The following is a 17799-nucleotide window of genomic DNA, read 5'->3' as shown; positions in this document are numbered from 1 at the left end:
ATTATATGGCCTCTAAAGGTGCTTTAAAGCTGCGCAAGCGCAAGGCGTTGGTCACCACAAATACGCTGGACAGAGCCATGGCAGTAGCGGCCAAAACCGGCGAGAGTAGGGTGCCATTAAAAGGATAGAGAATCCCAGCTGCCACTGGAATTAAAGCAATATTATACGCAAAGGCCCAGAACAAGTTTTGGCTGATATTGCGCAAGGTGGCTTTGGATAAGGCCAGCGCATTGATCACCCCGGTTAAGTGCCCTGACATCAGCACCACATCCGCGGCGTCGATAGCAATATCAGTACCTGTCCCAATGGCAATGCCTACTTCGGCGGCGGCCAGTGCTGGCGCATCATTAATGCCATCACCCACATAGGCCACTTTGCCGTATTGTTCTTGCAGTGCTTTGACTGCTTCAACTTTGGCTTCCGGCAGCACTTGCGCCACCACATGGTCAATGCCTAACTGCTTAGCAATGGCATTAGCAGTGTGTTGGTTGTCACCGGTAATCATGGCTACTTGTAGGCCTTGCTGGTGCAGATGGTCAATGGCAGCTTTACTGCTGGATTTAATCGGGTCACTGACTGCCATCATTACCGCAAGCTGACCATCAATGGCCGCATACATAGGGGACTTACCTTGTTCACCCAACTGTTGGGCTTGCGCGGAGAACTCAGCAACGCTACAGCCTAAACTGTCCATAAAACGGTCTGCACCAATCTGCACCAGCTTGCCATCCACTGTGGCTTGCACCCCCATGCCGGTAATGGACTGAAACTCACTGATGGCTGGAATCTGCAGTTCACGTTGTTCAGCGGCTTGCACGATAGCCAGTGCAATGGGGTGTTCAGATTGCTGTTCAACGGCGGCTACCACTGCGAGCACTGCATCTTCTTGCTGGCCGTCAGTCACCGTAAAGTCAGTTAGCTGAGGCTTTCCTTCGGTTAACGTACCGGTTTTATCCACCGCGATAACCTTAACGTCTTTTAACTCCTGTAAGGCTTGGCCTTGGCGGAACAAAATCCCCAGCTGCGCAGCCCGGCCGGTACCCACCATAATTGAGGTGGGGGTGGCCAGGCCCATGGCGCACGGACAGGCGATAATTAACACTGCTACGGCATTGACCAACGCCAAGCTAATGGCAGGTGCTGGCGCGAAAATCATCCACATAATAAAGGTCAGCAGGGCGGCAACCATCACCGCTGGGACAAACCATAAGGTAATGCGATCAACCAAGCCTTGAATCGGTAATTTGCTGCCTTGGGCTTGCTCCACCAAACGAATAATATGCGCCAGTACGGTATTGGCACCCACTTGTTCAACTTGCACTTGCAAGCTACCGGCTTGGTTGACCGTACCGCCAATCACCTTGGCCTCGGTGGTTTTTTCCACCGGTACAGGTTCGCCGGTGAGCATCGACTCATCAACAAAGCTGTTACCGGAAACCACCATGCCATCCAGAGCAATGCGTTCACCGGGGCGGATTTCTAAGATTTCACCAGGGCGGATTTCTGCCACCGGCTTATCAATACTTTTGCCATCCACCAGCACCCGCGCTTCACGGGGCTGCAAGTTAATTAAGCGTTTAATCGCATCCGAGGCATTGCCTTTGGCGCGGGCTTCTAAATAACGGCCGAGCAATATCAGCGCAATAATCACCGCCGAGGCTTCAAAGTAGACGTTAACTGTTTGTGCTGGGAGGATTTGCGGTACAAAGGTGGCAATCATCGAGTAGCCAAAAGCCGCCAGCGTACCCAGTGCTACCAGTGAGTTCATATCAGGAGCCAAGCGGCGTAAACCGTGCCAGCCCATAATCAAAATTTCGCGGCCGGGGCCAAATAGCACCAGCGCGGCCAAAATCGCTTGCACATACCACAGGTGCTGGGTGTTAAAGGTGCGTTGTAAAAAATCATGAAACGGCGGGATAAAATGCGCGCCCATTTCTAAAATAAACAGCGGTGTGGCAAATAAGAAGGCGTACTTCAGTTGCTTTTTCAGTTTGCTCTGTTCAGCTTCTTGGCGGGTATTGAGGTCATCGGCTTTACGCTGATTGTCTGCCAGCACTTGGGCTGGGTAGTTGTGCTCGGTGAGCCACTGACTGATCAGCTCTGGGTCTTCACCGGCCAGTAGTTGTACATGGGCTTGCTTGGTGGACAGATTGACTTGGTAACTGATGGCAATGGGGCTTTGCGCGAGGGCTTTTTCAATACGCGCCACACAGGAGCCACAGTTCATGCCGCTAACGGCGAAATCAAAACCATGTAGGGGAACTTGGTAGCCGCTGGCTTCCACTGCTGCAACTAAGTCTGTTAACGCCACCGGCTGGTTGAGATGCACAATGGCTTCATTGGTGACTAAATTGATCACTGCTTGCTCAACACCGGGCACTTTTAACAGCCCACGCTCAACACGTCCGGCACATCCAGCACAGGTCATGCCTCGTACAGGAATTTGTAGAGTCTGTAAGGTCGCCATAATCATCACCCACCGCTATTTAAGTACAGTTTGTACGATAAAGCTTACCACGAGGTGAAGGTCAAGGTGTGGCTGGTAGAGTTTTTGCAGGTCGACCTTTGCAGGCCGACCAGGGTATTTTGCAGTGGTTATTACCGCTTATAAATAGCCGACCTAGGGTTTATTTTGTCAGCTTTCTCAGCGGGCATATCTTCGTAGCCGGTGATCATCGGTTTGATCATGCTAAAGATGGTTTTACCGAGGGTGGTCATATATACGTGGGCAATAATAAAAATCAGCATGGCGAAAGCTGCAGCAGTATGGACTAAAGCCACCTCTTCAAGATTGATTGGCCAGCCTAAGTTTGCCCAGTCACTGTAGAACAGGTAGAGCAAGCCGGAGATCCAAATTGCCGGAGAAATAATCAACTTAAAGCCTAGGTAAGCTAAGCGTTGCAGCGGGTTATGCTTGGCTTGGGTGGTCGCGCGATAGGGGTGCTCAGCACCGGTAAAGGTGCCAACTAAGTAGTAATGCACCACCGCGCCGAGCTTATCAGTGGTGGGAATATACTGTTTCCATTCGCCGGTGGTGAGGTGCCAGAAAATGGCTAGCACCCATAAACCCATCAAGGCGTAAGCGGCATATTCATGCAGTTGCGCTGCTTTACCAAAGCCCAGCACATGGTAACTGCCGTGAATTTCAAAGCCGGTGAACATTAAAAAGAAAATTAATGCTGCTTGGCTCCAGTGCCAGAAACGTTCAAAGCGTTTAAAAATCATAGTCCGTTTCATTGATTTTTTCTCCTATGGCTAGCGATGATGCGACCGGCAGCGTGGGCCAAAACACCCAGCAGGGTTAACAGAACAATCGCCCAACCAGTACGGTCCAGCCAAATATTGCGATCGCGGCCTGGCATATAGAAATCAGTTAAGGCCGCTAAACGACCGTCACGGGCATGGCAGGAGCCACAGGCCAAAGCATCTGCAGCTGGCGCGACCATATGGGCAATTGGCCAATGCATGCGGGTTTCAACAAAATCGAACTCACCGCTGTATTCTTGCCCAGCATAATCAGTACCCGCCTGTAGTGATTTAGCCCAGTCAAAGTTAGTCCACAGCGCGGTATCATCATCGGGACTGTAGACATGGTTGACTAGCAAATGCTTGTGCACTGTATCGTAGGGCTGCTTACCTGCCATGATTTTAAATGGCCAGATGCGCGAATCAGGGTTGGCGTGACTGCCATTAATTTGGTTTAGATCCAATGGTGCTTGGGTTGCATCAATCTGCTCTTCACGCAACACATAGCGGCTAACACCATCAAACCAACGGTATTCAGGTACAACGTTTTCACCGTGGCGGAAAGTCCCTTTGGTGCTCAAGTAAGCCAAATTACCATCTTCATCACGGATAGTTTGCGGCTTACCATCCTTGTCCAGTTGTCCAGCCGTGGACCAGTCCCACCAAGTTTTAGTGGCAACGCCACCACGGGCAAATTCAGGAATATGGCAGGTTTGACAGGCCACTTGCGCGACGTGTTGATTTAACTTGGGTTTAGCGTGCGGCGCGGAGCCATGACAAGACTCACAAGACGCGCGGGTGTTGTCAGTATGGCTGGGTACATCAACCCCCATAGTGTCGCGGGCATTGGTTAAGTAACGGCTGCCGGTAACGCTGTGCGCCGAGGTGGTATGGCAATCGGCACAGGCAAAATTGGCCCCGTCTTTGGACATATGCACATCAAGGCTGCGCGGTGCAGTGAGTAAAGATGAGTCTAAGTCGCCGTGTTTTACACCATCACCACCGCCACCGTAAAAGTGGCAGCTGCCGCAGTTTTGACTGCTGGTGGCACCGATGCTCTTAGCAATATGCGACAGGTCGGTTTTGCGGGTGATGGATTTATCAACTGGATCGACATACTCATAAATAGGGTGGCCGGCACCGGTGGGCGATTTTTTATAGCCGCCGGTGGTGTCATGACAGATGAGACAGTCTACTGCAGTTTCACTGGTCGGAGCGGGCTGGCGCATATCATCCCAGCCATAACCAGTATGGCAGCTGGTGCAGAAAGGCTCGTTAGAAGCTACAGTGCCACAAAAGCTATTGATAACATGGCGTTTACCAAGCATCTGCCCAGTTTCTGGATGTGGGTATTCTAGCGTCCAGTGGGTGGTTTTTTGCAGCTGCTTAGATGCCTCGGTGTGGCAGCTCAAGCAAGCTGCGGTGACTTCCGGGCCAGACTGAAAAGGCCCTTGCAAAGCTTTAAATTGACTGTGATCGGCGGTCGAAGGCGATGTGCGCTCCACTGCCATAACTGACATCGATGTCAGCATCAGCACCATGATCGCAGTGACCATTTGCCGCAGTGTTTGAGGTGTAAATTGCATCCCCATAGAGCCTCCCTTGACCCATTGGTCGATCAAACTGTCCTACTTAGCGCGCCGTTCTAGCTTGTATTAGACAAGAGAACGGCGCTACCTAAGCATAGCTTGGGGCCTGTCGGGCCGTGCAGTCTATGCTGGCAAACACCTCGTGGGCTGCTTACTAAGGTTCGGATAAAAATATTACTGAACTTAATATATCATGATATATAGTTATAAAGCTTCTTGTTTAAGCCCGTTTTTCATTAACTAGGACTGTCTTGGCTGAGGCTGTAGATTGTTGGGCAAGGAGTTGATTAAGTTATTGGCTGAATAGGGCTGTTATTACAGCGCAATTAATGCGCACTATTATTGTTCACAGCACAAGGGTGTTTCGTCAGGAGTAAAATCATGTCTGAATCGTTATTAACAGATCCAAACGTTGCGCAACTGGCCGATGTAGAACCAGAGCAGGCGGTGGTTATTATTACCAGTGGCGCATTGCAAACTCAGGGTATGGCTGTGGTGCTGTCCCGTGCGATGCAGGAGCAAGGAGTGCAATTGAGCATCTTGCTGTGTGATAGCGCCGCTGAGTTAGCCGTTGCGAGTTATCAAAGTGCTGAGGCTTTAGCACCAAAAGGCATGAAGCCTGAAGGCGTGTTGCAGCAGATTATTGCAGCTGGCGCTTACGTGGCTGTGTGTGCGCTGTACCTGCCGAACAGCAAGTATCAAGAAGAGGATTTGCGCGAGGGAGTTAGCGTTGCGCAGCCGGCACAGATGGCGCAGTTGCTGCGCGATCCTAAGCGTAAGGTCTTTACTTTTTAACTTGTTTTAGCTTTGTTAGGCAGGAATAAATAGCAGTGTTCTTGCGCCTGCTGCTTGTGACGCGCGTGACAGTCCAATGGTCATTGCTGTTGATATAAGCTGACTTGGCGAAACTCTTCTGGTTCAGCCAAGTCAGGCAGTGTTTCTGCGTACAGAGTTTGGCTTTTGCTAAACAGCGGGTGCTGAAAATTACGCTGCCTAGAGTCGGCAATAATAGTGTGCTGAGCGAAATCAGGAAAACGTTCGAGCAAAGGTAAGTTAGCCGCGTCGTAGAGTACATCTGCGGCAAACAGCACATCGTAGCCAGCCGACTCGCTAAATAAGTCATTGCTGTAACTCAGTTCTAGTCGATTCAAAGCAGCATTGGCACGACAGGCTTGTAGCGCAATAGGGTCAAGATCACAGGCCACAGCAGTCTTAGCGCCGGCCAGTTTTGCCGCTAAGGCGACAATGCCGCTACCTGCCCCTACATCAATTATCCGTTTGTCCGCTACTTGCTCTGGGTGGTTCAAAATCCACTGCGCTAAAGCCAAGCCACTGGCCCAGCAAAAACACCAGTAGGGCGGTTCATCGAGCAGGCGTTGAGTTTCTGCTGGGCTAAAGGGACGCTGCATGGTGCTGGGGTCAATGAGCCACAACTGCAGAGGTAAATCTGGCAGCGCACTGGCAATTAATTGTGCATCAGTAACGCGGCTTTGTAAGGCACTGTTGAGTTGCTTAATCAGAGGGTTTGGCACTGTAAAGTCCGCGGTTACCAAGGGTTCTGTTATTTTAACGCTAAACAACATTGTTGCCAGCGCCGAACAAAGATAAAGTCAGCCTAGAGAGACTGCGGCAATGAACTATTTTGCTGTTTTAGACCTAAACTAAGAGTGGAGATAACCGTGCAAGACTCTGCTATTAGCGAGTATAGCTCGTCAATCATAAGCGACAGTTCGGGTTATGCTTGATCGCCCAAGGAGAGATTATGTTGAATAGCACATCACTAAAGTTATCTGCTGTAGCTTTAGGCTTAATGTTTTTAGTGGGCTGTCAGGGGCAGAGCACTAAACCAACAGCTGTGGGCGCTAACGCTCAAGAAAACACGACCGCGTCTGCTGAGCGCGCACCAACACGTGCCGAACAGCATGCTGAAGACATCATGATTACTGTGCATTTAGCACAGCTAAAGGCTGGGCCAGAATTATTGGTGGTGGATTTAGGCGAAGATAAAAAACTCTATGCTTTACCCCACCCAGTGCTCAATCGTGCCGACATGGAGGGCGTGACTGCGGTGACTTCTCAGGAAGGTGAAACTTTTCTTGTGTTTGACATGACTGAACAAGGCAGTAAAAAGCTGGCTGAAATCACTGGCAAAGCTCAGGGGCATTTCTTCTTGTTCGGCGCCGCTGGACAGATGATCGGGATCTCCGGTATCAGCGAGCCAATGACGGATGGCAAACTGGTTATGGCGACCCAAGATCAAAAGCACACTGAGCAGATTTTGCAGTTGTTACGTTAAGTTGATAACAAATGTGTACGCTAAGCATGACATTGATAAGGCTATTGCATGACGAAAGCACATTGAATGCCTGGGTAATTTTGCAGGCTCTTGCAGATAGCTCTTGTCACGTTTAGCGGGCATTGTCATTAGGGTGGTGTGTTGGTAAATGCTTCTAGCAGATAATCAAGCATGACGCGCACCTTAGCCGGTGGCCGCCGATCTGCAGGGTAAAGCAGGTGAATACCCCCTAGTTCGACCAGCGGTTTGTCGAGTTCTAGAACCACCAGCTGTCCCTGCGCCACTGCCTCGGCCACAATGAAATGCGGCTGATAGATAATACCTTGGCCGGCTACCGCTGCGGCGAGCAGCGCATCGCCATTATTGGCGACTAGGTCTCCAGTGATCGGCACGCGTAACTCGCCCTGACTGCCGAATGCCCAGTGTTGACTGTCCTGCTTGGCTGACAGGGTATAACTCAGACAATTGTGCTGGGCTAGATCGCCAACCTGACGTGGCACACCGCGCTGCTCCAGATAATCCGCAGACGCGCACACCAACATTTTACAGTCGCCCAGCCGTCGACTTTGCAGCGGGCTATCCACCAGATGACCAATACGGACGGCTAAGTCCCAACCACCAGCGAGCAGATCCAGTTGAGCATCGCTCAACCCCAGCTCAACCTTCACCTCGGGATGTCGATGGCTGAATTCTGCGATCAGTGGTGCAATGAAACGGGTGCCGAAAGACAGCGGCACATTCATCCGTAATAGGCCAGTGGCTTTGATCCGTTGCGAGGCTACTGCGGCTTCGGCTTCATCAATCTCCGGCAAAATACGCTGACAGGCTTCCAGATAATTGCTGCCTGCTTCGGTCAGGCTTAGGCGCCTGGTGGTGCGATGCAGCAGCTTCACCCCTAATCGGGCTTCCAGAGCATTCACATGCTTGGTCGCCATCGCCGGTGACATGCCCAAGTGACGGGCTGCAGCGGAGAGGCTGCCAGCGCCGGCCGCACGAACAAATACCCGCATACTGGTTATACGATCCATTCAGATCACCCTAGATTACCTACTATTAGTATGAAGTATTGGTTCATTTTAACGGGTTCTCACCGTTATAGGTGAAACCTATACTGCTGATTATGCACACAATTTACGTAGAGAAATGACCACATGAATATTGATCTTTCCGGTAAAACAGTCATCGTGACCGGTGCTACTGGCGGTATTGGCTTGGCGATTGCCATTGAGCTAGCCAAGGCGGGCGCACAGGTAACGGTGGTTGGACGTGATCAGCGACAACATACGCGGCTACAGTGACAGCCGCTTCTCTGCCATTTGGGATGAATTTGATCAATGGTTGACTGCTGTGGTGATAAGCTCAGCACAGACATGTGAGCCGTTGTTGAGTCACTGGCAGCAGGCTCCTCAAGCTCGTCAGTGCCATCCGCTGAGGACTGAAGAGCATCTGATTCCGCATATGGTCGCTGCGGAGGCCGGTTACCAAGCCGAAGGACAGAAAATCTTTTCAGCACAAGTCATGAAAACCACTATTTCAGCCTTTCGCTTCGGCTGATAGCCAGAGTTATCGGAGATACAAAATATGACGAATAAACAATCCCCAACCCAGATATCTATTGCTGCAATCCACACGCTACATCCGCAGCGATTGATGACACGCTTGTGCAAACACTGGGGACATAAGTTTGCGGTTGAGCTGGCTGAGCAACACTGCAGTATTGAGCTGCCACTGGGTCTCTGCCACATGCGTTGTACAGACATACTGCAGGTGCAATTGCACAGTGATGCCGAACACATCTCGCAGTTGCAACAGGTCGTCGCCGATCATCTGCGCCGTATGGCCAGCATGGAGGAGCTGGTTATTGATTGGCAGCAAGCGTAATAAAACCAATAGATAGAGTGATAGGAGCAGAACATGCATGATTCAAAAGAGCGTTACGGTAGTATTACCCGGGTTTTTCACTGGGGTATGGCGCTGCTGATTATCTGGCAGTTTATGAAGTTTTTCGATCGCATTAATGATGGTGAGCATTGGCTTGGTGAGACTATTGTGCCTTGGCATGTCTCTATTGGCTCGCTGTTATTGGTGCTGATTGTGCTACGTTTGATCTGGGCCGCTACGCAAAAAAATAATCGCCCAGAGCAGGAGCCCAGTACCGCGTTTTTAGTCAAAGCGGGTCACGGATTGCTCTACCTCGGTATGCTTCTGCTGCCGATTACCGGCTTGATGATCATGATCGGTAATGGTTATGGCTGGAACCCCTTTGGGCTAGGTCTGATTGCTCGCGGTAGTACTGAAATAGGCTGGTTGGCCACCCTTGGCAGTGCGCACTCGCTGATCGCTTGGTCGCTGCTTATTCTGGTGTTAGGTCATGCGGGTATTGCTCTGTTGCATCACTTTGTGAAAAAGGATGGTGTGCTGAGGCGTATGCTGTAACGCCGTGCTGCACTGGGCGCTGGCACTGAAAAAGTGACCAGCGCATGGACTATTACTCACCTAAAATAAAAAACTCCAGCAGAAAAGGCAGATAAACGCCCTTTACTGCTTAATTTAATATTGATTATCGATTGCCCAATCATAGTGCAGCCTGCCATAGCGCCCATTAATCTTGCGTCAATGTTGGCGATACCTTGATCTTTACACACACAGCTTTTATCACGGTCAGTTTCTGTTAAATCATCCGCAATCGTTGCTGTCATCACCGATGCCTATGCCGGTCAACTGCTCATATTGACTAAAGAGCCAGTAATAAAGCTCAGATGAATTGGTCATGGGTTTTGTAGTCGGCACTTTCATTATTGACACCCCATTCTTGGTATGCAATTATTTTAATATGTTAAATTCTTAATGTATTGCACCTGCGGGGTATTTCAGTGGATTTGATTCAGTTCTTAAAATGCCTTTCAGACCTTAATAGGCTCACCTGCCTTGGCTTGATCCAAAGAGCGGGGGAGGCGTGTGTGTGTGAGATCCAGGTTGCACTAAATCAAGAGCAACCAAAGGTGTCGCAATATTTAGCGCAATTACGCAAGTGTGGAATTTTGCAAAGTGAGCGACGCGGAAAGTGGGTGTATTACCGCTTTTCTGCTGACTTGCCGAATTGGGCACTCAAGGTCATCACTTGCTCAATTGAAAATAATCCAGCGCTATTTGCCGATGCAATAGCTCTGTTTGACAGTATTCATAGCCGCAATGCTTGCGATAACGAGAGCAATAACAATGCAGACAAATAATCAGTTAGAAAACCTTATTACTGAGCAGATTAGCGTGCCTCACCAGGAACATTTTTCTAACCTAGACTCTAGTCATCCACCGCGTATTTTGCTGTTATACGGCTCATTGCGTCAGCGTTCACTCAGTCGTTTGGTTGTTGAAGAAAGCGCAAGATTGCTCAAACACATGGGCGCCGAGGTGCGTATTTTTAATCCTGAAGGTTTACCGCAGCCTGACACTGCAGATGAATCGCATCCAAAGGTGCAAGAATTACGTGATTTAATGGTGTGGTCGGAAGGTCAAGTCTGGTGCTCACCGGAACGGCATGGTGCGATGACAGGCATTTTCAAAAGCCAAATCGACTGGATACCACTTAGCCTCGGTGCTGTGCGCCCCACACAAGGGAAAACCTTAGCTGTTATGCAGGTGTGTGGCGGTTCTCAATCTTTTAATGTGGTCAATCAGCTCCGTGTATTGGGTCGCTGGATGCGGATGTTTACCATCCCAAATCAATCCTCGGTTGCCAAAGCCTATCTTGAGTTCGATGAAAATAATCGTATGAAACCCTCGCCTTACTACAACCGCATTGTTGATGTTATGGAGGAGCTGGTGAAGTTCACTTTGCTATTGCGCAACAATGCACCTTACCTGACTGATCGTTATTCAGAACGTGTAGAGAGTGCAGAAGAGCTCAGTCAACGCGTCAATCAGCGCTCAATATAAGGATGCTTTGATGACAACAACTCAATCAGGAAATGCTCCCAGCGCCTCTGAAGGCATGGGCTTATTTGGTCGCTACCTAACGCTTTGGGTGGCTTTAGCCATTGTTGCGGGGGTGTTGCTAGGTCAGTTTGCGCCTGTGATTCCTCAAACCTTATCGCGCTTTGAGTATGCTCAAGTATCCATACCAGTGGCTGTACTGATTTGGGCAATGATTTTCCCAATGATGTTACAAGTCGACTTTAGCTCGATTAAAAATGTAGGCAAGCAACCCAAAGGATTGGTGATTACCACGAGCGTAAACTGGCTGATCAAACCTTTTACGATGTTTGCAGTCGCTTGGTTTTTCTTTATGGTGGTTTTCAAGCCATTGCTGCCGGCCGCCACTGCTAACGAATACTTAGCCGGGGCAATCTTATTAGGGGCAGCACCCTGCACGGCGATGGTGTTTGTGTGGAGCTATTTAACCCGTGGTGATGCGGCCTACACTTTAGTACAGGTCGCTGTAAATGACTTGATTATGCTGGTTGCCTTTGCCCCTATTGTGGTTTTACTACTGGGTATCTCTAACATTCAAGTGCCATGGGATACAGTGTTGTTGTCGGTGCTGCTGTATATCGTTATCCCCCTAGCAGCGGGTTATTGGGTGCGCAACAGGGTTATCACGCGCCGAGGGCTGGCGTGGTTTAACGATGTGTTCCTGAAGCGGGTCGCTTCGATTACACCTGTTGGATTGATCGTAACTTTAGTGCTGTTATTTGCGTTTCAAGGCGATGTGATCATTGCTAATCCGCTGCATATTGTACTGATTGCAATCCCGCTGATTCTCCAAACAGTATTAGTGTTTGCTATTGCTTACGGTTGGGCCAAAGCATGGCGTGTGCCCCACACAATCGCAGCGCCTGCCGGTATGATTGCGGCCAGTAACTTTTTTGAGTTAGCGGTGGCGGTTGCTATTGCTCTATTTGGTCTGCAATCGGGAGCGGCATTAGCCACTGTCGTTGGGGTGTTAGTTGAGGTTCCTTTAATGCTCGCGCTGGTGCGTTTTGCCAATAAAACGCGTCACCATTTTCCAGCTTCTGCCGTAGCAGAGCAAGCCTCTTAAAGGACACATTATGCTGGTTATTTATCACAATCCCGAATGCGGCACTTCACGTAATGCACTTAAAATTATCCAGGACGCTGGCTACTCACCGATAGTCATTGAGTACCTAAAAGACGGCTGGACAGGCGCGCAGTTACTTGGGTTATTTGCGGCCGCCAATTTAACCCCTAAACAAGCACTGCGAACCACTAAATCACCTGCCGCCGAGCTGGGATTGCTGGCCGATACTGTCTCTGATCAGGAGATTCTTGAGGCGATGATACAGCACCCCATATTGGTCAATCGCCCGATTGTTTGCAGCCCTCAAGGTGTAAAGCTTTGTCGACCCAGCGAAGTGGTGCTCGATTTGCTTGAGAGCTGGCCAAAGGGCTCTTACTACAAAGAAGATGGTGAGCAAATACTCAATATAGACGGCACACGTACCAGCCCAGTCCCATAGTTTAAGGTTCAATCAGATGAACACACTTATTTTTTAGGAAGTGTTCGACAAAGTACCCCGCCAGCCCCCGCTCGGCTTGGTAAGCGTGTGGCTTTATCCTGTAAGCAACATATTGAGTGTCAACTGGCAACGCTTCAAGTTGAAGTAATTGACCCTTTTGATTTTGAATGAGCGAGAGTTGCGAATTTTTTATTAAAAAATAGTAGCCCCCTATGAGGTTGTGGCAAGCCCATACCGACTTTATTGTCATGCCACACATCAAAGCCTACCTTGTGACCGGCTTATTCAACGGTGACGCTTTTGGCCAGGTTTCTTGGCTGATCAACGTCTGTACCTTTCAATACCGCCACATAGTACGACAGCAATTGCAGCGGAATGGTGTAGAGAATCGGTGCCAGTACGGGATGGATGCTCGGCATGTTCACCACTTGGGTTTGCTCATCTTCACTCAAATGCGCTTCACGATCAGCAAACACTAACAGCTGACCACCACGGGCGCTGACTTCTTGCAGATTGGATTTGAGCTTTTCCAGTAGCGCGTTGTTGGGCGCAACCGTGACCACGGGCATATCGCTGTCAACCAGTGCCAATGGGCCGTGTTTGAGCTCGCCAGCTGGGTAGGCTTCAGCGTGAATATAGGAAATCTCTTTGAGCTTCAGCGCGCCTTCTAAGGCCACTGGGAATTGCTCACCACGGCCTAAAAACAGCGCATGGTTTTTCTCGGCAAAGAGCTGAGCTTTGGCTTCAATCGTCGCGCTGATGGCGAGGGCGTCATTGAGCTTGGCCGATAGCGTGCGCAGGGCATCCACAATCTCGCGCTCTTGCGCTGGCGCCAGTGTGTGCCGTGCACGACCGATGGCTAAGGTGAGGAGCAATAAGCCGACCAATTGCGTGCTGAAGGCTTTGGTCGAGGCCACGCCAATCTCAGGGCCGGCGCGGGTTAGCAGGGCCAAATCAGATTCGCGTACCAATGAACTGGTGCCGACGTTACAAATGGTCAAACTGGCCAAGTAGGCGTTGTCTTGACGGTGACGTAAGGCGGCGAGGGTGTCAGCGGTTTCGCCGGACTGGGAAATGGTGACGAACAAAGTGTCGGGCTGCACCGCGACATGGCGGTAACGGAACTCACTGGCGACTTCGACTTGGCACGGGGTGTTGGTCAGGCCTTCTAACCAATAACGCGCGACCATGCCAGCGTGATAGCTGGTGCCGCAGGCGACAATCTGGATTTTTTTTACTTTAGCAAACAGCGTGCTGGCGTCGGGGCCAAAGGCTGCGGGTAAGACATGATCAGCGGCTAAGCGGTCTTCTAAAGTGCGTTGCACGGCTTGCGGCTGTTCGTAGATTTCTTTGAGCATAAAGTGGCGGTAGCTGCCTTTCTCAGCGCTTTCCGCTTGGTCAAGATACTGCACTGCATCGCGCTGGACTGGTTTGTTTTGCTCATCCCAAATCTGCAATTTGTCACGCTCAATCACGGCAATATCACCTTCTTCAAGGTAGATAAAACGGTCGGTAACTTGCCGCAAGGCCAGCGGATCAGAGGCCAAAAAGTTCTCGCCAATGCCTAAACCAATCACCAGTGGACTGCCGCTGCGGGCGGCGAAAATGCGATCAGGTTGCTTGGCGCTGATTAATGCCAGGCCATAGGCACCGTGTAATTGAGTGACGGCAATGCGCAAAGCATCGAGTAAATCATGCTGGGTTTTTTGCAAATGATGCAGCAGGTGGACGATGGTTTCGGTGTCAGTCTGTGAAGTGAAAACATAACCCTGTGCTTGCAGCTCGCTGCGTAGTTCTTGATAGTTTTCAATGATGCCGTTGTGTACGACTGCCAACTCTGTGCTGGAGAAATGCGGGTGGGCATTGGCTTCGCTGGGTACACCGTGGGTGGCCCAACGGGTATGTGCGATGCCGATTTGGCCGTTGAGTGGTTCGGTTTGTAAGGCTTGTGCAAGTTCTGCAACTTTACCGGTGCGGCGCACGCGCTGCAGTTGCTGTTGTTGTGTGTAAACCGCTATACCTGCGCTGTCATAGCCGCGGTACTCAAGGCGCTTGAGGCCTTCCAGTAAAATTGCGCTGACGTTGCGTTCAGCGATGGCGCCAACAATGCCGCACATAAAAACCTCCGTTGACTGACTGAGCTTATGCCTCTGTAAGTCGATTATTGATGGTCGACGCAGTGCCATATTTTTGCACAGGTTTAGGGTGTTTGTAATATTTTTGTTGAGCCAGGTGCGATGAAATATAAGCTGGCCTTTTAAGCTCGACTATGTGTTTTGCTAGGGGGGAGTTGTCGAGCATAGATGCTTGATTCTACGGAGGAAGTCGCGGCGGGAGGGGCGCCGCGACTGACTTGGGTTTTACAGGTTTTTATGGGTGATGCGCCCATTTAATAAGGTGTAGCGTACCGCTCCCGGCAGCACATGCCCCATAAATGGGCAGTTTGTGCCTTTGGAGAACCAGTTCTCGCCCACTACTGTTTGTCCTTGTGGATCAAACAGCACGATATCAGCTGCGGCACCCACCGATAGGCGTCCAGCTTTGAGCTTCAATGCAGCTGCTGGGCCTGTGGTTAAGCGCTCTAAGGCCGTGGGTAGGTCGAACACCCCTTCTTCCACCAAGCTCATCGCCAATGGCAGCAATAATTCAATGCTACTGATCCCGGGTTCGGTTGCGGCAAACGGATCTAGCTTAGCATCAGCCTCATGGGGCTGGTGGTGACTGGCAATAGCACTGATTACTCCGCTCTTCACTGCTTCACGCAAGCCTTCACGGTCAGCTAATGAGCGCAATGGTGGTAATACGTGATAGAAGCTGGAGAAATCCATTAAGGCATCTTCAGTTAAAATCAGTTGATACATGGCCACATCCGCAGTGACCTTAAGGCCACGTGCTTGCGCTTTAGCAATCAGACGGGCACCGCGTGCGGTGGTGATTTGGCTAAAGTGGGCGCGTACTCCAGTTTGCTCAACTAAGAGCAGGTCACGGGATAAAGCGACGGTTTCAGCAGTTTCAGGAATACCTGCTAAACCACGGAAGGTGGCCACTGGGCCTTCATGGGCGATGCCGCCTTCGGCCAGATCGGCATCTTGCGGATGAAAAATGATCGTCAGTTCAAAAGTGGCAGCATATTCCAAAGCGCGGCGCAGCACACGGTTGCTGGCAAAAGGTGTTAAACCATTACTGAACGCGACACAGCCAGCCTTACGCAGGGTGAATAGCTCTGCCAGTTGCTCGCCTGCTAAACCTTGGCTAAAAGCACCCAACGGGAAGACTTTCGCCGAGCCTTCATCCCGTGCTTTGTCGAGAATCAGATCAACCACCGCCGGTGTATCTAAAATCGGTTTAGTGTGTGGCGTACAGCACAGGCTCGTCACGCCACCAGCGGCAGCGGCACGGGTTTCTGAGGCGATGCTGCCTTTACGGCCGTAGCCAGGCTCGCGCAAGGAGGCAGAAATATCCACCAAGCCCGGCGCGGCAATTAAACCATTGCCATCAATCATCTGCTCGGCGACGAAACCACGGGGCATATCACCAATGGCAACAATTTTGCCGTCATCAATAAAAATATCAGCCTGTTGATCCATTTTGCTGGCAGGATCAATTAAACGTGCACCGTTAATCTGTATGCGCATTAGAGTGACTCCTGCTTTTCGGCATCCAATTGGCGTTGTTCATTTTGTCCGCTCATGGTCATCGACAATACCGCCATGCGCACGGCAATACCGTAAGTAACTTGGTTGAGGATCATCGAGCGCGGGCAGTCAGCCACCAGAGAGTCAATCTCAACCCCGCGGTTGATTGGACCTGGGTGCAAGACAATGGCATCTGGGTGCGCTAAAGCTAAACGCTGTTCGCTTAAACCATATAAACGGTAAAACTCGCCCTCACTGGGCAAGAGGCCGCCTTGCATACGCTCACGCTGTAAACGCAGCATAATGATGACGTCAACATCTTTTAAGCCTTCATTGACGTCGGTATAAACGTTAACGCCGTATTGCTCAAGACCTACTGGCAGCAAGGTTTTTGGTGCGATCACGCGAATATCTGGGCAGCCCAGGGTCTTTAGCGCAAGCATGTTGGAGCGTGCCACACGGGAGTGCAGAATATCGCCAACAATGGCCACTTTAAGGTTTTCAAAGTCACCTTTATGGCGGCGAATGGTCAGCATATCCAGCATGCCTTGGGTGGGGTGTGAATGGCGGCCATCCCCGCCGTTAATGATCGCCACATTCGGGCTCACATGCTCAGCAATAAAGTGCGTTGCCCCGGAGTCGGCATGGCGCACTACAAACATATCAGCGGCCATGGCCTCAAGAGTGCGCAGGGTATCAGTGAGGGTTTCACCTTTGCTGGTGGAAGAGGTGGATACGTTGAGGGTAATTACGTCAGCAGACAGACGTTTAGCCGCTAATTCAAAGGTAGTACGGGTGCGGGTGGAGTTTTCAAAAAAAACGTTGCAGACGGTCATGCCGCGCATTAAAGGTACTTTTTTGACTGAGCGTGCACCCACTTCGAGGAAAGAGTCAGCGGTGTCGAGGATTTCAGTCAGCATGCTGCGGGATAAGCCGTCGAGCGATAAAAAGTGGCGCAGACGACCTTGGTCGTTAAGCTGCAACGGGCACTTTGGCGAGGGAGGCGTCATTGCGAGGGTCTCATAGGTGGTCGATGGTTTTCAGGGTAATGGTCAATGGATCAGGACCGGTTAATTTTACCCGCTGATTTGGTTCAAGGGAAAGGGTTGCGCCAACAATGTCAGGACGAATGGGTAATTCGCGGGCATTCAGATCCAGTAAGCACACTAAAGTGACGCTGGCAGGGCGGCCATAATCGAACAGCTCATTGAGCGCGGCACGGATGGTGCGGCCACTCATCAAAACATCATCAATGAGTACTAAGTGCTGATCTTCAATGTCAAAGGGCAGCTCAGACGGGCGCACTTGCGGGTGTAAACCACTGCGGCTGAAATCATCGCGATAAAAAGAGACATTGAGAATGCCCAGCGGGCCTTCGTGCTTAAGCTCTTTGAGCAGCTGATTGGCAACCCAAACACCGCCAGTGTGAATGCCCACAAAAAGCGCATTATCAATATTTTGGGCTTTGAGGTGGTCTTGTAATTGGCCAGCGATCGTAGAAATTAATACAGCAGGATTAGGTAGGCTCATTTCAGTAAAACTCCAAGCTTGCATTG

The 17799-nt window shown here is 50.6% G+C and carries 19 protein-coding genes and 1 pseudogene; 10 read left to right on the top strand and 10 right to left on the bottom strand.

Annotated elements, in window-relative coordinates; all coding sequences use genetic code 11:
- Nucleotide 1: 1 nt before the first annotated feature.
- From O6P33_RS01460 to O6P33_RS01450, 3 genes are all read right to left on the bottom strand, one after another.
- On the bottom strand, nucleotides 2-2467 hold the full coding sequence (locus tag O6P33_RS01460) for a heavy metal translocating P-type ATPase (protein WP_269818483.1): 2466 nt from the start codon (nucleotides 2465-2467) through the stop codon (nucleotides 2-4).
- Between the two features lie 131 nt (nucleotides 2468-2598).
- Nucleotides 2599-3237, bottom strand: coding sequence for a cytochrome b/b6 domain-containing protein (locus O6P33_RS01455; RefSeq protein ID WP_269818482.1), 639 nt, complete (start codon nucleotides 3235-3237; stop codon nucleotides 2599-2601).
- A complete protein-coding gene (locus tag O6P33_RS01450) occupies nucleotides 3234-4832 on the bottom strand; it encodes a tetrathionate reductase family octaheme c-type cytochrome (RefSeq protein ID WP_269818481.1) in 1599 nt (532 codons plus the stop codon). The genes O6P33_RS01455 and O6P33_RS01450 overlap by 4 nt, the downstream gene beginning before the upstream one ends.
- A 384-nt stretch (nucleotides 4833-5216) precedes the next feature.
- On the opposite strand from O6P33_RS01450, the gene O6P33_RS01445 reads away from it, so the two are divergent.
- Complete coding sequence (locus tag O6P33_RS01445) at nucleotides 5217-5630, top strand: hypothetical protein (RefSeq protein WP_269818480.1); 414 nt, start codon at nucleotides 5217-5219, stop codon at nucleotides 5628-5630.
- An 80-nt stretch (nucleotides 5631-5710) separates the two neighbouring features.
- Here O6P33_RS01445 and O6P33_RS01440 read toward each other — a convergent pair whose 3' ends face one another.
- A complete protein-coding gene (locus O6P33_RS01440) occupies nucleotides 5711-6367 on the bottom strand; it encodes a class I SAM-dependent methyltransferase (RefSeq protein WP_269818479.1) in 657 nt (218 codons plus the stop codon).
- A gap of 230 nt (nucleotides 6368-6597) precedes the next feature.
- On the opposite strand from O6P33_RS01440, the gene O6P33_RS01435 reads away from it, so the two are divergent.
- Nucleotides 6598-7131, top strand: a complete 534-nt coding sequence (locus O6P33_RS01435) for a hypothetical protein (protein ID WP_269818478.1) — start codon at nucleotides 6598-6600, stop codon at nucleotides 7129-7131.
- Between the two features lie 128 nt (nucleotides 7132-7259).
- Here the strand turns inward: O6P33_RS01435 and O6P33_RS01430 are convergent, their stop codons facing one another.
- Nucleotides 7260-8159 (bottom strand): LysR family transcriptional regulator, encoded by a 900-nt coding sequence (locus tag O6P33_RS01430; protein ID WP_269818477.1) that lies wholly within the window; start codon nucleotides 8157-8159, stop codon nucleotides 7260-7262.
- Between the two features lie 123 nt (nucleotides 8160-8282).
- Here O6P33_RS01430 and O6P33_RS01425 point away from each other — a divergent pair, with 123 nt between their 5' ends.
- The 4 genes from O6P33_RS01425 to O6P33_RS01410 are packed head-to-tail and all read left to right on the top strand — an operon-like array spanning nucleotide 8283 to nucleotide 9567.
- Entirely contained in the window at nucleotides 8283-8429 is a 147-nt protein-coding gene (locus tag O6P33_RS01425; RefSeq protein ID WP_420094951.1) for an SDR family NAD(P)-dependent oxidoreductase, read from the top strand.
- Nucleotides 8398-8685, top strand: coding sequence for a hypothetical protein (locus O6P33_RS01420; RefSeq protein WP_269818476.1), 288 nt, complete (start codon nucleotides 8398-8400; stop codon nucleotides 8683-8685). Before O6P33_RS01425 ends, O6P33_RS01420 begins: the two co-directional genes overlap by 32 nt.
- A 27-nt stretch (nucleotides 8686-8712) precedes the next feature.
- Nucleotides 8713-9012: a DUF2218 domain-containing protein gene (locus tag O6P33_RS01415; protein ID WP_269818475.1), complete on the top strand. Its 300-nt coding sequence runs from the start codon at nucleotides 8713-8715 to the stop codon at nucleotides 9010-9012.
- A 33-nt stretch (nucleotides 9013-9045) separates the two neighbouring features.
- A complete protein-coding gene (locus O6P33_RS01410; protein WP_269818474.1) occupies nucleotides 9046-9567 on the top strand; it encodes a cytochrome b in 522 nt (173 codons plus the stop codon).
- Nucleotides 9568-9635: 68 nt separating this feature from the next.
- Here the strand turns inward: O6P33_RS01410 and O6P33_RS01405 are convergent.
- Nucleotides 9636-9836 (bottom strand): annotated as a pseudogene (locus tag O6P33_RS01405) (sodium-independent anion transporter); the annotation flags it as partial.
- A 168-nt stretch (nucleotides 9837-10004) separates the two neighbouring features.
- Between O6P33_RS01405 and O6P33_RS01400 the strand changes: the two are divergent.
- Genes O6P33_RS01400 through arsC form a run of 4 tightly spaced genes read left to right on the top strand, consistent with a single transcriptional unit; the run spans nucleotide 10005 to nucleotide 12608 of the window.
- Nucleotides 10005-10364, top strand: a complete 360-nt coding sequence (locus O6P33_RS01400) for a metalloregulator ArsR/SmtB family transcription factor (protein WP_269818473.1) — start codon at nucleotides 10005-10007, stop codon at nucleotides 10362-10364.
- The gene (gene arsH, locus O6P33_RS01395; protein ID WP_269818472.1) at nucleotides 10351-11067 is read left to right on the top strand and encodes an arsenical resistance protein ArsH; all 717 of its coding nucleotides are present in this window, start codon (nucleotides 10351-10353) and stop codon (nucleotides 11065-11067) included. Before O6P33_RS01400 ends, arsH begins: the two co-directional genes overlap by 14 nt.
- A gap of 10 nt (nucleotides 11068-11077) precedes the next feature.
- The gene (arsB, locus tag O6P33_RS01390; protein ID WP_269818471.1) at nucleotides 11078-12169 is read left to right on the top strand and encodes an ACR3 family arsenite efflux transporter; all 1092 of its coding nucleotides are present in this window, start codon (nucleotides 11078-11080) and stop codon (nucleotides 12167-12169) included.
- 10 nt (nucleotides 12170-12179) lie between these two features.
- Nucleotides 12180-12608 (top strand): arsenate reductase (glutaredoxin), encoded by a 429-nt coding sequence (arsC, locus tag O6P33_RS01385; protein ID WP_269818470.1) that lies wholly within the window; start codon nucleotides 12180-12182, stop codon nucleotides 12606-12608.
- Nucleotides 12609-12889: 281 nt separating this feature from the next.
- On the opposite strand, the gene glmS is transcribed toward arsC, so the two are convergent.
- The 4 genes from glmS to pyrR form a co-directional block, all read right to left on the bottom strand.
- A complete protein-coding gene (gene glmS / locus O6P33_RS01380) occupies nucleotides 12890-14725 on the bottom strand; it encodes a glutamine--fructose-6-phosphate transaminase (isomerizing) (RefSeq protein WP_269818469.1) in 1836 nt (611 codons plus the stop codon).
- Between the two features lie 243 nt (nucleotides 14726-14968).
- A complete protein-coding gene (locus O6P33_RS01375; RefSeq protein ID WP_269818468.1) occupies nucleotides 14969-16243 on the bottom strand; it encodes a dihydroorotase in 1275 nt (424 codons plus the stop codon).
- Nucleotides 16243-17253, bottom strand: coding sequence for an aspartate carbamoyltransferase catalytic subunit (locus O6P33_RS01370; RefSeq protein ID WP_269818467.1), 1011 nt, complete (start codon nucleotides 17251-17253; stop codon nucleotides 16243-16245). The genes O6P33_RS01375 and O6P33_RS01370 overlap by 1 nt, the downstream gene beginning before the upstream one ends.
- A 10-nt stretch (nucleotides 17254-17263) precedes the next feature.
- On the bottom strand, nucleotides 17264-17773 hold the full coding sequence (gene pyrR, locus O6P33_RS01365; protein WP_269819439.1) for a bifunctional pyr operon transcriptional regulator/uracil phosphoribosyltransferase PyrR: 510 nt from the start codon (nucleotides 17771-17773) through the stop codon (nucleotides 17264-17266).
- Between the last annotated feature and the right edge of the window lie 26 nt (nucleotides 17774-17799).

This window comes from Denitrificimonas caeni, assembly GCF_027498055.1.
Classification (GTDB): domain Bacteria; phylum Pseudomonadota; class Gammaproteobacteria; order Pseudomonadales; family Pseudomonadaceae; genus Denitrificimonas.
Note: the sequence above shows the minus strand (reverse complement) of the source record. Positions and strands in the feature narration are given on the sequence as shown.